Annotated in this window: 14 protein-coding genes; 5 read left to right on the top strand and 9 right to left on the bottom strand. The window is 69.5% G+C overall.

The features are described from left to right. Positions 1 to 106: 106 nt before the first annotated feature. On the bottom strand, positions 107 to 1,264 hold the full coding sequence (locus tag HC031_RS26250) for an FAD-dependent oxidoreductase (protein WP_338090840.1): 1,158 nt from the start codon (positions 1,262 to 1,264) through the stop codon (positions 107 to 109). Positions 1,265 to 1,683: 419 nt separating this feature from the next. Between HC031_RS26250 and HC031_RS26255 the strand changes: the two genes are divergently transcribed. Beyond that, positions 1,684 to 2,790 carry an Lrp/AsnC family transcriptional regulator gene (locus HC031_RS26255; RefSeq protein WP_205863273.1) on the top strand — a complete coding sequence of 369 codons (1,107 nt, stop codon included), beginning with the start codon at positions 1,684 to 1,686 and terminating at the stop codon, positions 2,788 to 2,790. 59 nt (positions 2,791 to 2,849) lie between these two features. Here HC031_RS26255 and HC031_RS26260 read toward each other — a convergent pair whose 3' ends face one another. The 5 genes from HC031_RS26260 to HC031_RS26280 all read right to left on the bottom strand — a co-directional run bounded on the left by HC031_RS26260 (position 2,850) and on the right by HC031_RS26280 (position 9,392). Continuing rightward, positions 2,850 to 3,140 (bottom strand): phenylalanine--tRNA ligase beta subunit-related protein, encoded by a 291-nt coding sequence (locus tag HC031_RS26260; RefSeq protein WP_167928107.1) that lies wholly within the window; start codon positions 3,138 to 3,140, stop codon positions 2,850 to 2,852. Between the two features lie 883 nt (positions 3,141 to 4,023). Next, complete coding sequence (locus tag HC031_RS26265; RefSeq protein WP_338090841.1) at positions 4,024 to 4,395, bottom strand: DJ-1/PfpI family protein; 372 nt, start codon at positions 4,393 to 4,395, stop codon at positions 4,024 to 4,026. A 255-nt stretch (positions 4,396 to 4,650) separates the two neighbouring features. After that, on the bottom strand, positions 4,651 to 5,814 hold the full coding sequence (locus HC031_RS26270) for a glutathione-independent formaldehyde dehydrogenase (protein WP_167928108.1): 1,164 nt from the start codon (positions 5,812 to 5,814) through the stop codon (positions 4,651 to 4,653). Between the two features lie 334 nt (positions 5,815 to 6,148). Beyond that, the gene (locus tag HC031_RS26275) at positions 6,149 to 7,825 is read right to left on the bottom strand and encodes a DEAD/DEAH box helicase (RefSeq protein ID WP_167928109.1); all 1,677 of its coding nucleotides are present in this window, start codon (positions 7,823 to 7,825) and stop codon (positions 6,149 to 6,151) included. A 118-nt stretch (positions 7,826 to 7,943) separates the two neighbouring features. Further along, positions 7,944 to 9,392, bottom strand: coding sequence for a DEAD/DEAH box helicase (locus tag HC031_RS26280; RefSeq protein WP_167928110.1), 1,449 nt, complete (start codon positions 9,390 to 9,392; stop codon positions 7,944 to 7,946). A 537-nt stretch (positions 9,393 to 9,929) separates the two neighbouring features. On the opposite strand from HC031_RS26280, the gene HC031_RS26285 reads away from it, so the two are divergent. Further along, the gene (locus HC031_RS26285) at positions 9,930 to 10,232 is read left to right on the top strand and encodes a DUF4193 domain-containing protein (protein ID WP_167928111.1); all 303 of its coding nucleotides are present in this window, start codon (positions 9,930 to 9,932) and stop codon (positions 10,230 to 10,232) included. Between the two features lie 9 nt (positions 10,233 to 10,241). Here the strand turns inward: HC031_RS26285 and HC031_RS26290 are convergent, their stop codons facing one another. The 3 genes from HC031_RS26290 to HC031_RS26295 all read right to left on the bottom strand — a co-directional run bounded on the left by HC031_RS26290 (position 10,242) and on the right by HC031_RS26295 (position 11,473). Then, a complete protein-coding gene (locus HC031_RS26290) occupies positions 10,242 to 10,460 on the bottom strand; it encodes a hypothetical protein (protein ID WP_167928112.1) in 219 nt (72 codons plus the stop codon). 218 nt (positions 10,461 to 10,678) lie between these two features. Then, a complete protein-coding gene (locus HC031_RS34085) occupies positions 10,679 to 10,810 on the bottom strand; it encodes a polysaccharide deacetylase family protein (RefSeq protein WP_277349810.1) in 132 nt (43 codons plus the stop codon). A 459-nt stretch (positions 10,811 to 11,269) separates the two neighbouring features. Continuing rightward, positions 11,270 to 11,473, bottom strand: a complete 204-nt coding sequence (locus HC031_RS26295; protein ID WP_167928113.1) for a cold-shock protein — start codon at positions 11,471 to 11,473, stop codon at positions 11,270 to 11,272. Between the two features lie 425 nt (positions 11,474 to 11,898). Between HC031_RS26295 and HC031_RS26300 the strand changes: the two genes are divergently transcribed. The 3 genes from HC031_RS26300 to HC031_RS26310 all read left to right on the top strand — a co-directional run bounded on the left by HC031_RS26300 (position 11,899) and on the right by HC031_RS26310 (position 13,982). Continuing rightward, positions 11,899 to 12,597 (top strand): class I SAM-dependent methyltransferase, encoded by a 699-nt coding sequence (locus tag HC031_RS26300; protein ID WP_167928169.1) that lies wholly within the window; start codon positions 11,899 to 11,901, stop codon positions 12,595 to 12,597. A gap of 297 nt (positions 12,598 to 12,894) precedes the next feature. Further along, positions 12,895 to 13,098, top strand: coding sequence for a cold-shock protein (locus HC031_RS26305; RefSeq protein ID WP_167928114.1), 204 nt, complete (start codon positions 12,895 to 12,897; stop codon positions 13,096 to 13,098). A gap of 620 nt (positions 13,099 to 13,718) precedes the next feature. Then, entirely contained in the window at positions 13,719 to 13,982 is a 264-nt protein-coding gene (locus HC031_RS26310; RefSeq protein ID WP_167928115.1) for a hypothetical protein, read from the top strand. Positions 13,983 to 14,204: the final 222 nt, after the last annotated feature.

Consider the following 14,204-nt stretch of genomic DNA (forward strand, 5'->3'; position numbering starts at 1 on the left):
ATCGTGAAGGATTCGGGGCGTCATGACGCCCCGAATCCTTCACGATCACGTTGTGGCAAAGGGGCGGGAGCGGCGTACGCCGCTCCCGCCCCAACGTCAGCGTCGACTACTTGGCCAGCTTGCCGATCAACTCCGCGCCCTCGTGTGCGGCTACGTTGACCCGGGCCTGCCACGGCCGCGACTTGCCGGCCGCCCAGATGAGCGCCGACCGGACATCGGTCAGCGGGCGCGGCCAGCGCGTGCCGACCCGGCCGTACAGGCGCGAGTACTTCTGCGTAGCGTCGGTCACTGGCCGCTGCCGGGCCTCCCATCCGCGCAGCGCGGTCGGCACGTCGACGGCGCCGTCGAGCATCATGCCGAGCGCGTACCCGTTGGTCATCGCCAGGCACGCCGCCTGACCGAGGTTCGGCGACATCGCGCTCGCGGCATCACCGACCAGCGCGACCCGGCCCTTGACCCAGCTGTGGGTTCGCACGTCGGAGAACGACGCCCAGCGGGAGACGTCGGGGATCCGGTCGAACACATGGCGCAGCGTAGGGAACGACTTCGACCAGGACTCCTTGTTGAGCGGCTTCTCCCGGCCGGCCAGGTCGGACGCGGGGCAGCAGGTGTAGACGTACACCATGTCCGGGGTGACCGGGCAGATGCCGACGCGGCGGCCGCCGTTCCAGTACTCGAGCGCGTTGTTGACCGGGTCCTGTGGCATGCGGGGGATGAGGTGACGGCTGCAGCCGTCCTCCAGGTCCCGCACGACGCGGTCGAGGCCGAGCGAGTTGCGGACCGGCGAGCCCACGCCGTCCGCGCCGATGATCAGATCCGCCTTGTGTGACTCGCCGGACTCGAGGTACAGCTCGCCGTCCGGGGAGGCGCCCGCCACCAGGGAGCTGGTCACGATCTCCACGCCGGCGCGCTGCGCCGCGTTGGCGAGGGCGCGGTGCAGGTCGGTGCGGAGCACCAGGTACAGGCGGACGTCGTCGGACTTCATCCAGTCGTCCTGGATGAGCCGCTGGCGCTCGTCGTACAGCTTCCAGCTGTTGATCCGCTCGGCCCGGTGGGTGGCCTCCTCGTAGGCGCCGGTCTGCTCCAGCGCGCGCAGCGCGTTCTCCCACATGAAGATGCCTGCGCCGATCTCGCGGAGCTCACGGCCCCGCTCGTGGACGCGAACGCTCCAGCCGCGTTGTGCCAGCGCCGTGGCGACGGTCAATCCAGCCAGGCCTCCTCCGGCGACCTCCGCGTGACGCACTCCAGATGGCATTCGAAACATCCCTCCACCCACACAGGCATATTGAGAATCGACGCGGCTGCTCCGCAGTCGGATCGTGCTGTAGACCGCGCGTGGGACGCTGCTCACGTGCGCCGCGTGCAGACCGTAATCAGTCAGAAGACAGCATGTCAAGGGATGAAATCGTCGGAGGTTGCGTGCCTCATGGCGCTATCGGTCTCTGCTGGGCCGCTAGCTCGCCCGTTCGGTCGAAACAAGGCGTCAGTTGCGCGCTGGACCGGCTACTCGTCGGGGTAAACGGCCGAATTCCGCCGCTGTACGCGCCTCTGGTGGGTGGATATCGTCGATTCCATGAAATGATGGCATCATCGGGCCGATAGAGTTCGGTACGCGGGAGTCGCTGGCGGTCCGTAACCACCCCCGGCCGACCACGCGTCGCGAACTCGAGGAGGACAGCCGGTATGGAGCGTGTCGCGGGCGGGCCCCAGGGGACCGCGGTGTCCAGCGCGGCGCCGGCACGGGACAACCCGACAACTATGGTGACCGCTATGCACGGATCGGCGTACCTGGTGTCCGGCTTCCCGGGCGCGACCTTCCCGTCGCCCGGCGACGCAGACAACCGCGCGCACCTCTCCGAGCTGGACCGGTCACTGATCCGGCTGTTGCAGCTCGACGGCAGGCGATCCTTCGCCGCGATCTCGCGCGAGCTGGGGATACCGGAGAAGACCATCCGCAGGCGGGTGAACGAGCTGCTGGAGAGCCGGGTCATCCAGATCACGACGGTGGCCGACCCGGCCGTCCTCGGGTACACCGTCGCGGCTCTGGTCGGCATCCGCGTCGATGGGCGGCGCGGCATCAAACCGTTGATCGAGTCGTTGGCGAAGCTGCCCGCGGTCGACTACGCCGTGATCACTACCGGCCGTTACGACGCGCTGGTCGAGGTGCTGTGTCGGGACACCGCCGAGCTGCTGACCGCGGTTGACGAGTCGTTCGTCCGGGCGCCCGGGGTCCGGTCGGCCGAGGTCTTCCCGTACCTGCAGTTGCACTACCAGGAACCGGTCTGGGACGTGGGACAGCGCAATGGCGGGAACGGCCAGGCTGAGGCGCGCGCGCCGCTCGACGGCACGGACCGGCGGATCGTGGCTGAGTTGAGTACCGACGGGCGGCTGCCGTTCGGGCTCGTTGGCGAGCGGCTCGGGATCTCGGAATCCCAGGTGCGCAAGCGGGTCACCCGCATGCTCCAAGAGAAGACCATCCGCATCACCGCCATCGCCAACCCGCGCAGTCTCGGCTTCGCCATGCAGGCCTGGATGGCGATCCGATGCGCCCCGGGCCACAGCATCACGGATCTCGCGGACACCCTGACCAAGCTGCCGTCGATCAAGTACGTCGTCACCTGCGCCGGGCGGTTCGACATCTTCGTGGAGGCGGTCTGCCGCGACTCGCGCGACCTGATGCACCTTGTCGACTCCGACATCCGCACGCTCACCGGGGTGGCTCACACCGAGTTGCTGCTCTGCCTGGACCTGTACTACCGCGCGGTCCAGCCGGTGACGCTGGAGAACTGACGCTCCGTGTCAGGCGGGCCGGGCCGCCTCCAGCGTCGCCGCCGGCGTGCCCGCGTCGATCAGCGCCAGCGACACCGTGGCGGCGTGCCGTAGCTGACTGAGATCAGGTTGTACGCGTCGACCGCCGTGTGCACCCGGGGCAGCTTCCCGCTCTTGGTCAGTCGCCGGCTCAGCGTGTCCATGCTGCGCCGTGAGCGGCGAGGGTTGGTCCCGAACCGTCGGTAGGCCTCGTGCCACGAGGCGACGGGTGGATCGGTCTCGCCCAGGGCCTGCCAGGTACCTGCGGCCAGCTGATCCTCCAGTCGCCGCACGGCAGCCGGCACGCCCGGCCGGTCCGAGCCCACACGCATGCCCCAGCCACGACGAACCGGATCTATGCCTGCGGGAACTGTTCGGCGACATCGTCGGCGATAGGGAAACTGACCGTCACGTCTCTCGTCCTGACAAGTGCGGGCCACGACACTAGCGTCCGGGTTTGCGTTGGCCGTGGACATGGGCCCGTACGCTGTCGGGGCGCGGGTGCGGGAGTTGTCGACCGTCGCCCGCACCGGGAGGTCGGGTTGCGTATCCGGACGGTCGCGATCGTGCGGCTCGTCGTTGTGGTCGGCGGTACTCCGGGAGGCCGATCCGGACGACAAGGCGGACCTGTGTCGGCAGCTCGGTGTGCGGTTGACCTACCATCCGGAAACGCAAACGGCGAGCGTCCAAGCACATGTTGGACGCCCACCGTGGGGTAATGGTTTGTGTCCGAGGGGCGACGCTTACGTGGTGCGGCTTATGGGGGAGCGGCCCGCAGCTCAGTAGGGCGTTGAGCTTCAGCGTGGCGCCGCGGGGGCGTGAACGCGTACGGGTGGGATCGTGTTGGCGGACCGCCGCCAACGTCGCGAGGCCCTGGCGTAGCCGGCGCCCGGCGCGCATACCTGGCAGGCTGAGCGGGTGAGTAGTGGTGACCCGTCCGCCGGGCAGCGGCTGGCGTGGTCGCGCTGGCGCACCTCGGGCCCCGGCTGCCCTTGGCATTGGTAACTATCGTCATGGGATCATGCCATGGCTACCGCTGCGGATCAGGATCGTCGGCTGCGGCCAGACCAGCGCAACGCGTTCCTCGCCGCGCTGCTGGGCTGGACGATGGACGCGGGCTCGTACATCGACAAGGCGGCCGCCGTCAGCCGGGACCCCGACGACCCGGAGAACCTCGGCAAGCAGAACGTCGCCGACGGTGCCGCCCCGTCGGGCCTAACCCGGCAGCTGCTGGCGGGCCTTCGCGAACTGCTCGGTGATTGCCGCGCAGAAGGCGGGCAGGTCGGCGGGCGACCGGCTCGTCGTGAACTGGCCGTCGATGCACACCTCCTCGTCGACGACCTCCGCCCCGGCGTTGCGCAGGTCCGTCCGCGTGCTCGGCCACGAGGTGAGCCGTCGCCCGCGTACGACATCGGCCTCGGCCAGCATCCAGGGACCGTGGCAGATCGACGCGACCGGCTTGCCGGTGGCGACGAACTCCTTGACGAAGGCGACCGGGTCCTTGTTCCGCCGCATGTTGTCCGGGTTGACCGTGCCGGCCGGGATGAGCAGCGCGTCGTAGTCGTCGACCTTCGCGTCGGTGACCACCCGGTCGACCGCCAGGGTACCGGCGGAGATCAGGTCGAACTGGCGCGCCTGGATCTCACCCGGGTGCAGCGAGATCAGATCGCTCTGCCGGCGCCGTAGAGCGCCCCGCGCGGCTGTTCGAGCTCCACCCGCTCCACGCCGTCCGTGGCCAGGATCGCGATCTTCCGGCCCTGCAGTTCCCGTGCCATGTCGTGCCTCCTGCGATTGAAGGTCGTGCCACGGGCCGGCTACCCAGGCCCGTGTCGTCGATACCGGTCAGCGACCGCCGTCGGGGTGCATGACGATCTTCGTCCAGCCCTGCTCGCGCTTGTCGAAGTGCTCGTAGCCGGTGGGCGCCTGCTCCAACGGAAGGTCGTGCGAGACGACGAACGACGGATGCGCCTTGCCCGCCACGATCAGGGCGAGCAACTGCCGGTTGTAGTTCTTGACGTTGCACTGGCCGGTCCCCACGGTCTGGCCCCGGATCCAGAACTCGCCGAAGTCGAAGGCGACCTCGCCGTCATGGTGTTTGTACAGCGGGTCGGGGTGCTTCGGGTCCCGCGCCACGTACACGCCGATCACGCCGATCGTGCCAGCGAACTTCACCGAGTTCACGAGGTTGTTCAACGTGATGTTCGGGTGCTCGGAGCCTTGGGCGTCGGTCGCCTGGTACCCGACGCACTCGCATCCCCGGTCGGCGCCCTTCCCGCCGGTGTCCTCCATGATCTTGTCAATCGGATTGGTCTGCTCGAAGTTGATCGGGATCGCACCGGCCCGCTCCGCGAGCGCGAGCCGGTCGGGGTGGCAGTCGACCTGCCAGACCTTGCTGGCGCCCTGGATCATCGCCGAGTGGCAGGCCATCAGCCCGACCGGTCCCGACCCGTAGATGACGACGGTCTCACCGGGGCTCACGCAGGCCAACCGGGTGGCGTGCCAGCCGGTCGGGAAGATGTCCGCGAGCATGACGTAGTCGCGCTGCCGCTCCCTGTCCCGAGCGTCCTCGGGCAGGACCAGGCAGTTGAAGTCGGCGTAGGGCACCCGCAGCAGTTCGGCCTGGCCGCCGTTGTACGGGCCCATGTCGGCGAACCCGTACGCCGCGCCGGCCATCCGGGGATCCGGGTTGGTGTTGAGGCAGAAGGCGGTGAGACCTCGCTCGCAGTTCTCGCAGAACCCGCACGAGATGTTGAACGGCAGGACGACCATGTCGCCGACGCGCACCTTGTCGACAGCGTCGCCGACGGCGACCACCTCGCCGAGGTTCTCGTGGCCGAAGATCCGGCCGGGCTCGAAGTCGGTACGACCCTCGTACATGTGCAGGTCCGAACCGCAGATGTTCGTCGTGGTGATCTTCACGAGAGCATCGCTCGGACGTTCGATCCGGGCGTCCGGCACGTCCTTGACGTTGACGTTACGCGGCCCGTCGTAGACGACAGCCTTCATCTGGCCCTCCGGGGTTTGAGTGCCGTCCTCCGGTCAACCGACCGACCTACCCACGCTCAGGGGCATCTACTCGTGTCCGGGCTGCCCGATGGTCTGCGTGACCGCGAGGGCGGTGACCATCCGCCTGCCATGAGAGACGGGTTCCCCGCCGGACCGGTCAGATCCGGCGGAAACCCGCGTCGCTTGGGTCTGAGTCATCAGCCGCAGCAGCCTGCGCCGCTGCCGGCGACGGTCGCCAGCTGCGGCCCGTCACCTGGTGTGTGGGGTGCCAAAGTCGGTGACGCGCCGGTGAGTGGCTGGGTGGTCGACCGCAGTGGCCCGAAATGCCCGACGGCTAGCGAGCCCCGCCACGCTCCCGACGTACCGTCGCCCTCTTCCCCTTGATTGTGCTTGCCCGCAGGGCGGCGATCACGTCAGTGGCCGCGGACTCGGGGACCTCCACGAGCGAGAAGCGGTCGGCGATCTCGATCAGGCCGATCTCGCGTGCGCTCAGGCGGGCCTCGCCGGTGATCGCGCCGACCAGATCCTGCGGCCGGATTGCGGCCCTGCGTCCGACGCCGACGAACAGGCGGGTCATCCCTTCCGCGGCCGCACGCCCTCGCCGGTCGCCGCGGTTACCAGAGTCCCGGCCACCCCGCATCTCCCGACTGGTGGCCGACCCGACCTCCGGAATCTCGTCCTCGTCGGCCGCCCCGCCGGTGGCCTCGTGCGCGAGTTTCACCGCGGCCAGCGCGACCTCCACGAGGTCGAACTCGTCGGTGAGACTCTCCACGACGACCCGGAAGCGCTCCAGGTCATCCTCCAGGAGGCTTTCCTGCAGCGCCGCGCGGGTCAGTTCCAGTCGCCGGGCACGCAGGTCCGCGACGGTGGGTACCTTCTCGACGGAGATCCGCTGTTTGGTCACCCGCTCGATGGTTTTGAGCATGCGGTGCTCTCGTGGCTCCGCGAGGGTGATCGCGACACCCTCGCGGCCGGCCCTGCCGACCCGTCCGATCCGGTGCACGTACGACTCGGGTGCCGACGGGACGTCGTAGTTGACCACGTGGGTGAGCTGTTCGATGTCCAGCCCGCGGGCGGCTACATCGGTGGCGACGAGCAGATCGGCCGTGCCGCCGCGCAGCCGGCTCATCACCCGGTCGCGCTGCTCCTGGCTCATCCCGCCGTGCAGAGCCTCGGCGCGGTACCCGCGTCCGTTCATCGTCTCCGCGAGCCGGTCGACCTCCTCACGGGTACGGCAGAACACGATCGCCGCGGTAGGCGCCTCGACGTCCAGCACCCGGCCGAGCGCCGCCGGCTTGTGCGACCGCGGAACCAGGTAGGCGCTCTGACGCACCAACGGCGCCTCGCCCGCAGCGGGCGTTTCCCGCCCGATCTGAATGCGGACCGGGTCGTGCAGGTGGCGGCGGGCCAGCCCGTCGATGCGCTTCGGCATCGTCGCCGAGAACAGGACCGTCTGGCGATCCTCGGGGGTCTCCTGCAGGATCGCCTCGATGTCCTCGGTGAACCCCATGTCGAGCATCTCGTCGGCCTCGTCGAGCACGACGGTCTTGAGGCCGTGCAACCGGAGCGTCCCGCGGGCGATGTGGTCGAGCGCGCGCCCGGGCGTGGCCACCACGACGTCGACCCCGCCTTCGAGCGCCCGCAGTTGCCGGCCGATCGGCTGCCCGCCGTAGATCGGCAGGACGCGTACGCCCAGGTCACGGCCGTAGCGGTGGAACGCTTCCGACACCTGGACGGCGAGCTCGCGGGTGGGTACGAGGATCAGCGCCGTCGGCTGCGCGCTTCCGCCGAGGTCGGTCATCCGCTGGAGTACCGGCAGGGCGAAGGCCGCCGTCTTTCCCGTCCCCGTCGCGGCCTGCCCGAGCAGGTCGCGTCCGCCAAGTAGCGGGGGGATCGCTTCGCGCTGGATCGGCGTGGGTTCTTCATAGCCGAGGCCGGCGAGGGCGCGCAGGAGCTCGGGGCGCAGCGCCAGATCGGCGAAGGCGGTCGCGTCGTCAGCGTTCGGCGTCATGGTCGGCCTCCTGGGTTCGGACCGACGCACGCCGGACTCCTGTCGATGGCACTCCCACCGCGGCGCAGTCTGCCGCGCCGACAACGCTCCACCCCGGCAGTGGGAGCGGGCCTGCACATCAGCGGCCGCCACGGCTGCTGCCGGCGCGCGTCCGGGCGGAGAAGGCCGCCGCGCCGCCTGGCCCGGCCGGTGCCGGTGCCGCCGCCGTGACGACGCCACGTCGGGAACCTGAGCGCGACGACGACGTCGGTGGAACCGACCCGGACGCGGTGTGGGTCGACGCCCGGCGCCGCCCGGCGTGCCGACCCGAGCGGCCACGCCCTGCGGTGCCGGTCGCAACCGGGGCGTCCGCCGGCGGCTTGACGAACGAGCGCTCACCGGGGGCGATCTCGGTCAGCAGCGGATCCCCAGGGCGCAGACGCGTGGTGGTCGCCGTGATGCCCGCTTTCCGGATCAGGTCGCGTACCTCGGGAACCTGGTCGTCGGTCATGAGCGTGACCACCGTGCCTTCGGCGCCGGCGCGGGCGGTTCGGCCGGATCGGTGCAGGTACGCCTTGTGCTCGACCGGGGGGTCGGCGTGGATGACGAGGCTGACGTCGTCGACGTGGATGCCGCGGGCGGCGATGTCGGTGGCCACCAGCGTGGTTGCGGTGCCGTCGGAGAAGGCGAGCAGGTTGCGGCTGCGCGCGTTCTGGGCCAGGTTGCCGTGGAGTTCCACGGCCGGTACCCCGGCGGCGACCAGTCGGCGGGTCAGGGTCTTCGCCCTGTGTTTGGTGCGGGTGAACACCACCGTGCGGCCGGGCGCGGCGGCGAGATCCAGCAGGATTTCGAACCGGTCGTCGTCGTGTACGTGCAGCACGTGGTGTGACATCGCCGCGACCGGGGACTGTGCCGAGTCGACGTTGTGGGTGACCGGGTTGGTGAGGAATCGTCGCACGAGGACGTCGACGCCGGCGTCCAGCGTCGCCGAGAACAGCAGCCGCTGCCCGGATTTCGGGGTCTGGTCGAGCAGTCGCCGGACGCCGGGAAGGAAGCCGAGGTCGGCCATGTGGTCGGCCTCGTCGAGCACGGTGATCTCGACGGCGTCCAGGCGGGCGTGGCCGGACTTGACGTGGTCGGCGAGCCGGCCGGGGCAGGCCACGAGGATGTCCACGCCCGCGCGTAGGCCGGCGATCTGGGGGTTCGGGCCGACCCCGCCGAAGATGGTCAGCGTCCGCAGTGACAGGGCTTCGGCCAGCGGCGCGATCGACGCCTGGATCTGGGTGGCGAGTTCGCGGGTGGGTGCCAGAATCAGGGCCCGCGGCCGGCCGGGCCGTCGCGGTGAGCCGCTGGCGGCCAGCCGGGTCAGTACGGGAAGTGCGAACGCATAGGTTTTGCCCGAGCCGGTCCGGCCCCGGCCGAGCACGTCGCGCCCGGCCAGCGCGTCCGGCAGGGTCGCCGCCTGGATGGGGAACGGCGTGGTGATGCCGTCGGCGGCAAGCACTTCGGTGATGGCGCTGGGTACGCCGAGGTCGGCGAACGTGGTGAATGAAGGCGAAGATGTGGTGTGAGGGCGGCGGGCCGCCATAAAGTCTCCGAACGTTAAAAGGGTCGTCCTGCCCGGCGCAGACCTGACCGGTCGCGGCGCGTGGTGGTCGACATGGAACACGGCTCGAGGCAGAACGGTGCGAGCCGTGTTTCATAAGTGTACCTGAACAGGGCCGAGCATCGGTGTCGGTCCTTCGGCCGGCCCAGTCAACCGAGAGGATCATCGTGGTCTGCGCCGGGCAGGACGCGCGGCCTGCCGTTGTCGGGCGAGCCCGGTACTGCCCCTGCTGCGGCGTGCCCTAATGCCCGCTGGCCGTGCCGCCGTCGTGGCCGGCATCGGACAATGGCGTCTTCTGCCTGTGCCGCTCGGAAATCCGGTTCGGGGCTGTGTGCCTGCGGATATCGGCTGGTCAATCCATCAAGGATCTTCCTGGGCCGCGCCGCGGACCGTGGCGAGGTCGGCCGGTGGTGGGCAGGCGGCGTTGGGCGGGCGTAGATTTCGGACCTGGCGCGCCGTAACGCCCCTGTGCGGTCTACCGTCGTGGCACCCATGGATGAAGCCGGAGAGGCCATCACGATGAGTAAGCCCATCGATTATGACGCACCGCGCCGGCCCGCGGTTGACGGTGACGACGACAGCCTGGAGGAGCTCACGGCGCGCGGCACGGCGGCGCAGTCACCGACGGTTGACCTCGACGAGGCCGAGGCTGCCGAGAACTTCGAGTTGCCCGGCGCGGACCTGACCGACGAGGAGCTGACTGTGGCGGTAGTGCCGATGCAGCCGGACGAGTTCCGCTGCTCCCGCTGCTTCCTGGTGCATCACCGCAGCCAGCTCGCCGCGCAGCCCGGCGGCCGGGAGGTCTGCCAGGAGTGTTCCTGACGTCCGCGGTCAGGGCGTCAGTTCCCGCCACTCCGGACGGCCGCCCAGCCACGCGTCAGCGAGGATCTCCGCCGACGCCCGACTCGGACAGGGGTGCAGTTTCGACCGGCCCGCGATGCCGCCGGTCTGCGCCTCGACCTCCCATCGCTGGCCGTCGGTGCGGATGTAGACGTCGCGACGCCCCCGCGGACTCCGGTCCCCGTTCCACCAGTGACGCTCGATTCTCACCTGCCGACCGTATAGCACTACGTGCGAACCGACGAGCCTAAATGACCTTGGAATACGTCGGCGGCATGGAGCCCGAGGGCGCGGGTGACCAGCGGCGTCGACGGCCGGGACTCGACGGTGACCGGCGGCGTGGACGGCTGACCCGGCACCCCACCCGACCCCGGTTCCGTCGCAAGCCATGGGCCCGGCTGAGTCGGCGCGGGTCCGGCAGTCGGGGCTCAGGGCTGGGTGAACCGGTACCCGGCGGCCAGTGGGTGGGGCAGCACGATGGTCAACGCGTCGACTGTCTGCCGGCGGTCTCCGTCGCCGCCGTGGTCCCGGATGATGGATCCGGGCCCGGTCCGGTTCATGATGACGTCGACGATGTACTGCCGCGAGTTGGGCGACCAGCGGAAGTCGTGGGTCGGCTGCCGGCTTCGGAAAGCACAGGTCCAGCAGGGTTAGGCAACGGTGACAGGTCGGAGCGAACGCGACCTCGCCGCATCCGCTCACAACGCCGCCGTCGCCGCCGACTGTGATTGTCCAGTCCCGCCCGCACAGGGTGGTGCCACCATCCTGGCTCGGTCAACGCCGTGCGGTCGTAGCCGGTCAACGTGCCGGCACGGGAACGCGCCGCACGCGTGAAGGAGAAGTCGTGCACCGCATTGCGCCCGGCACTCGGTTCCTCGGCAAGGGAAGTGGGGTGGACCCCGGCCCCACCGTCGGCGGATGGTGAGGTCGGGCCCCGCAGCACAGGGCAGTAATGCGGGGCCCGAGCACCGTGGCGCCGTGGGGCGCCGCCCGGACCACAGTGGGCCCGGGAGTCTGAGTCAGATCGGGCGGACGGCCTCCGCGTGCGGGCCCTTGGCGCCCGGGACGATGTCGAACTCGACCCGCTGGCTTTCCTGGAGCTCGCGGAAGCCGTCAGTCTGGATCGCGGCGTGGTGTACGAGCACGTCGGGCCCGTCGCGGCCGACGCTGATGGAGTCGAAACCCTTGTCGGCGTTGAACCACTTCACGGTGCCAGTGGACAAGGACATCTCCTTCTGCGCGGTCACGGCCCTCGCGCTGCGAGGGCCGGATGGCCGTCTCAAGCAGCGGCGAACCAAGACGAGTCCGCAAGCAGACCGATCCGGGCCGAAACCGGGCGGAAGGCAACCACAAAATTAGAAACCGTTCTGCGGACTGTACACGCTCTGCCGGTAACACCCCGCACGGCAGTGCCCCCGGTCTGCGTCGTCGATCGGGACCGCGCACGGCCGTGCCTGCCGTGACGGAATGAAGAATGCCGATTTCGGATTCGCGGCAGAGCCCACCGCTGCGGTAACGGACTTGCCCCGGTCGGCGCTGTTCCAGCCGTCGCACGCCAGCAGCGTGGCCTGGCGCGCGGGGTACGAGAAGCCCGACGTCGGCAACGAGTTCGATGAGTTTCCGATTCGTGCGGCATGCTGGGTAAGTGATGAATCGGACGGCACCTGCCCTGACCACCGACGACCGCCCCGTCCTCGATCCCTTCGTAGTGCCCGACGTGGCCGGTCACGACGGACTACGCCTCGCGGAGGTGCCCTTCGTGCCCGAGGTCCGCCTGCACCTCGCCGAGGACGCGATCGTGCTGCGGGCGAGGCTGGAGGCTCAGGTGGGAGCGGCGTTGCCGCCGCCGTTCTGGGCTGACGCCTGGGCCGGTGGTCAGGCGGTCGCGCGATACGTCTTGGACCACCGCGACGTCGTTGCCGGTCTGCGGGTGCTCGACGTGGCCTCCGGTTCAGGTCTGGTGGCCATCGCGGCGGCGGTGGCCGGTGCGGCGGCCGTCACCGCCAACGACATCGACCCCTACGCTCTGGCCGCGATAGCGCTGAACGCACATGCCAATGACGTGGCTGTCGAGGTAAGCCGCGGCGATCTGCTCGGCGGTGACGGTGACGACGCCCAGGTGGTGCTCGCCGGAGATGTCTTCTACAGCCGGTCCATGGCCGAGCGGATGTTGCCGTTCCTGCACCGCGCCGCCGCGCGCGGCGCCCGGGTCCTGGTCGGCGATCCCGGGCGGGCCTACCTACCGCACGACAGCCTGGAGGTCGTCGCGAGTTACCAGGTTTCCATGATCGGGGCCCCCGAGGACGCGCAGATCAGGCAGGTTTACGTCCTTGAACTGCGCCGCTGACCGTGCCGCTCGGCAATGGCGGGGCCGCGTCCTGCGCTGCGGTCCAGCGGCTACTCGTCGGCGGGGCGGACCCGACGAGTAGCCAGTGTCGGCGAACCCGGAGGAGTCACACGACGGCTGCGCGCCGCCGGCATACCTGTTAGAGTGAACGAAGTTATTGGATAGGTGGTTCGCCTTATCCCGGCCGGTTGGCAGATCGCAGACGCGTCGCCAGCGGGTTGGGCGATGTGGGGCCGCTAGACCAACGGCTTCCGGATCTGCGTGGTGCAGATCCTCGCCTGACAAGGGAGAATGGCAATGGCACAGGGCACCGTGAAGTGGTTCAACGCCGACAAGGGTTTCGGTTTCATCAGCCAGGACGGGGGCGGCGACGACGTGTTCGTGCACTTCTCCGCCATCCAGTCCGGCGGTTACCGGTCGCTTGAGGAGAACCAGCGGGTCGAGTTCGACATCACGCAGGGCCAGAAGGGCCCGCAGGCCGAGAACGTCCGCCCGCTCTGATCAAAGCGCGCGTGCGGCCGGCACCTCAGACCCGTGCGGTCGCACGAATGAACGACGGGATGGTCGGCCCCACGTAAACCGACTGGCATCGATCCCCGCATCTGTCTCACCGACAATGCGGGGATCGATGCCATTGAGGCTTCCCCGCCTCGCGACTCCCACCGCGGGGTCGTGTCAGGTGCCAGACGCCCCGCTCGCCTCGTCTCGTCCCACCGGATGGTTACAGAGCCCCGACCGGCCGTGTCGTACGACCGACTTCAGCATCGCCCCGGACCCTCGACACCGGCGGGGAGTTGAGGCCACCCGGCACTGACATCGACGGCGTACGGCAGGAAACGGTTTGCTCGCTGGGGAGCGGAAGTGGCTCATGCCGTTGCTTGGGTACCCGGCGACCGGGGGCTGCGCCCCGAGGCACGTGGAGGTGGCGAGCTGGACGCCACTGGAACGAGTACCTTCGCATGTCCCGTCGTCAGGAGAACCTTCCGCCCGCTTGCCGAGGGCGGACCGCGCCTTCCATCGCACGCCTGCCTGGGCGGCAAGCCACCGTGCAACGGGCGTGACACCGCCCGGTACGCTGCGGTAACCGACCTGTTCAGGCCGTGGACGGAGCGACGGACACCATGACGCGGTATGTGGTTGGCGGCTACGAGGAGTTCCCGGTGCTCCACCTTCGGCCCGTCGACGATGGGCGGGGCGTGGCGCTTCCGGAATCGTTGTACACGCGGTGGCAGCAGGCGCGGGCTGAACTGGACGCCACGCAGCGGGAGATCGTGGCGCACATTCGTGCGACCGCCGGATCCAGTGCCATTCCGGCGGAATTGCGGGAAGCCCAGGACCATCCCAGCCAGGATCATCCCTCCGACCGTGCGTGGAAGCTGTACTGACTCGCGCAGCGATCGCTTCCTCCGGCTCGGCGCTTCTGACTGATCTTGCCCTGGTGTCGCTACGCGGTCGCCATACCCAACCGCCAACCCCAGGCTCGCCCGGCGATCGCCGGCACGGCGACGACCCGGTGATCGGCTCAGGCGTCGAGGGTCGGTGAGACTCGCCCTGCCGACGGGGAGGGCATGGTGCTGCCGGTGTAGTGCACCGAGGCCGTGGCGCCG

Source organism: Planosporangium thailandense, assembly GCF_011947195.1.
GTDB lineage: Bacteria > Actinomycetota > Actinomycetes > Mycobacteriales > Micromonosporaceae > Planosporangium > Planosporangium thailandense.

What these genes read in the sequence shown, in the direction of transcription:
- HC031_RS26275 (WP_167928109.1), bottom strand. Translation starts at nt 7,825, where the DNA reads ATGACGCCGAACGCTGACGACGCGACCGCCTTCGCCGATCTGGCGCTG.
- HC031_RS26285 (WP_167928111.1), top strand. Translation starts at nt 9,930, where the DNA reads ATGAGTAAGCCCATCGATTATGACGCACCGCGCCGGCCCGCGGTTGAC.
- HC031_RS26310 (WP_167928115.1), top strand. Translation starts at nt 13,719, where the DNA reads ATGACGCGGTATGTGGTTGGCGGCTACGAGGAGTTCCCGGTGCTCCAC.
- HC031_RS26270 (WP_167928108.1), bottom strand. Translation starts at nt 5,814, where the DNA reads ATGAAGGCTGTCGTCTACGACGGGCCGCGTAACGTCAACGTCAAGGAC.
- HC031_RS26280 (WP_167928110.1), bottom strand. Translation starts at nt 9,392, where the DNA reads ATGGCGGCCCGCCGCCCTCACACCACATCTTCGCCTTCATTCACCACG.
- HC031_RS34085 (WP_277349810.1), bottom strand. Translation starts at nt 10,810, where the DNA reads ATGAACCGGACCGGGCCCGGATCCATCATCCGGGACCACGGCGGCGAC.
- HC031_RS26260 (WP_167928107.1), bottom strand. Translation starts at nt 3,140, where the DNA reads ATGCGTGTGGGCTCGGACCGGCCGGGCGTGCCGGCTGCCGTGCGGCGA.
- HC031_RS26305 (WP_167928114.1), top strand. Translation starts at nt 12,895, where the DNA reads ATGGCACAGGGCACCGTGAAGTGGTTCAACGCCGACAAGGGTTTCGGT.
- HC031_RS26255 (WP_205863273.1), top strand. Translation starts at nt 1,684, where the DNA reads ATGGAGCGTGTCGCGGGCGGGCCCCAGGGGACCGCGGTGTCCAGCGCG.
- HC031_RS26300 (WP_167928169.1), top strand. Translation starts at nt 11,899, where the DNA reads ATGAATCGGACGGCACCTGCCCTGACCACCGACGACCGCCCCGTCCTC.
- HC031_RS26250 (WP_338090840.1), bottom strand. Translation starts at nt 1,264, where the DNA reads ATGTTTCGAATGCCATCTGGAGTGCGTCACGCGGAGGTCGCCGGAGGA.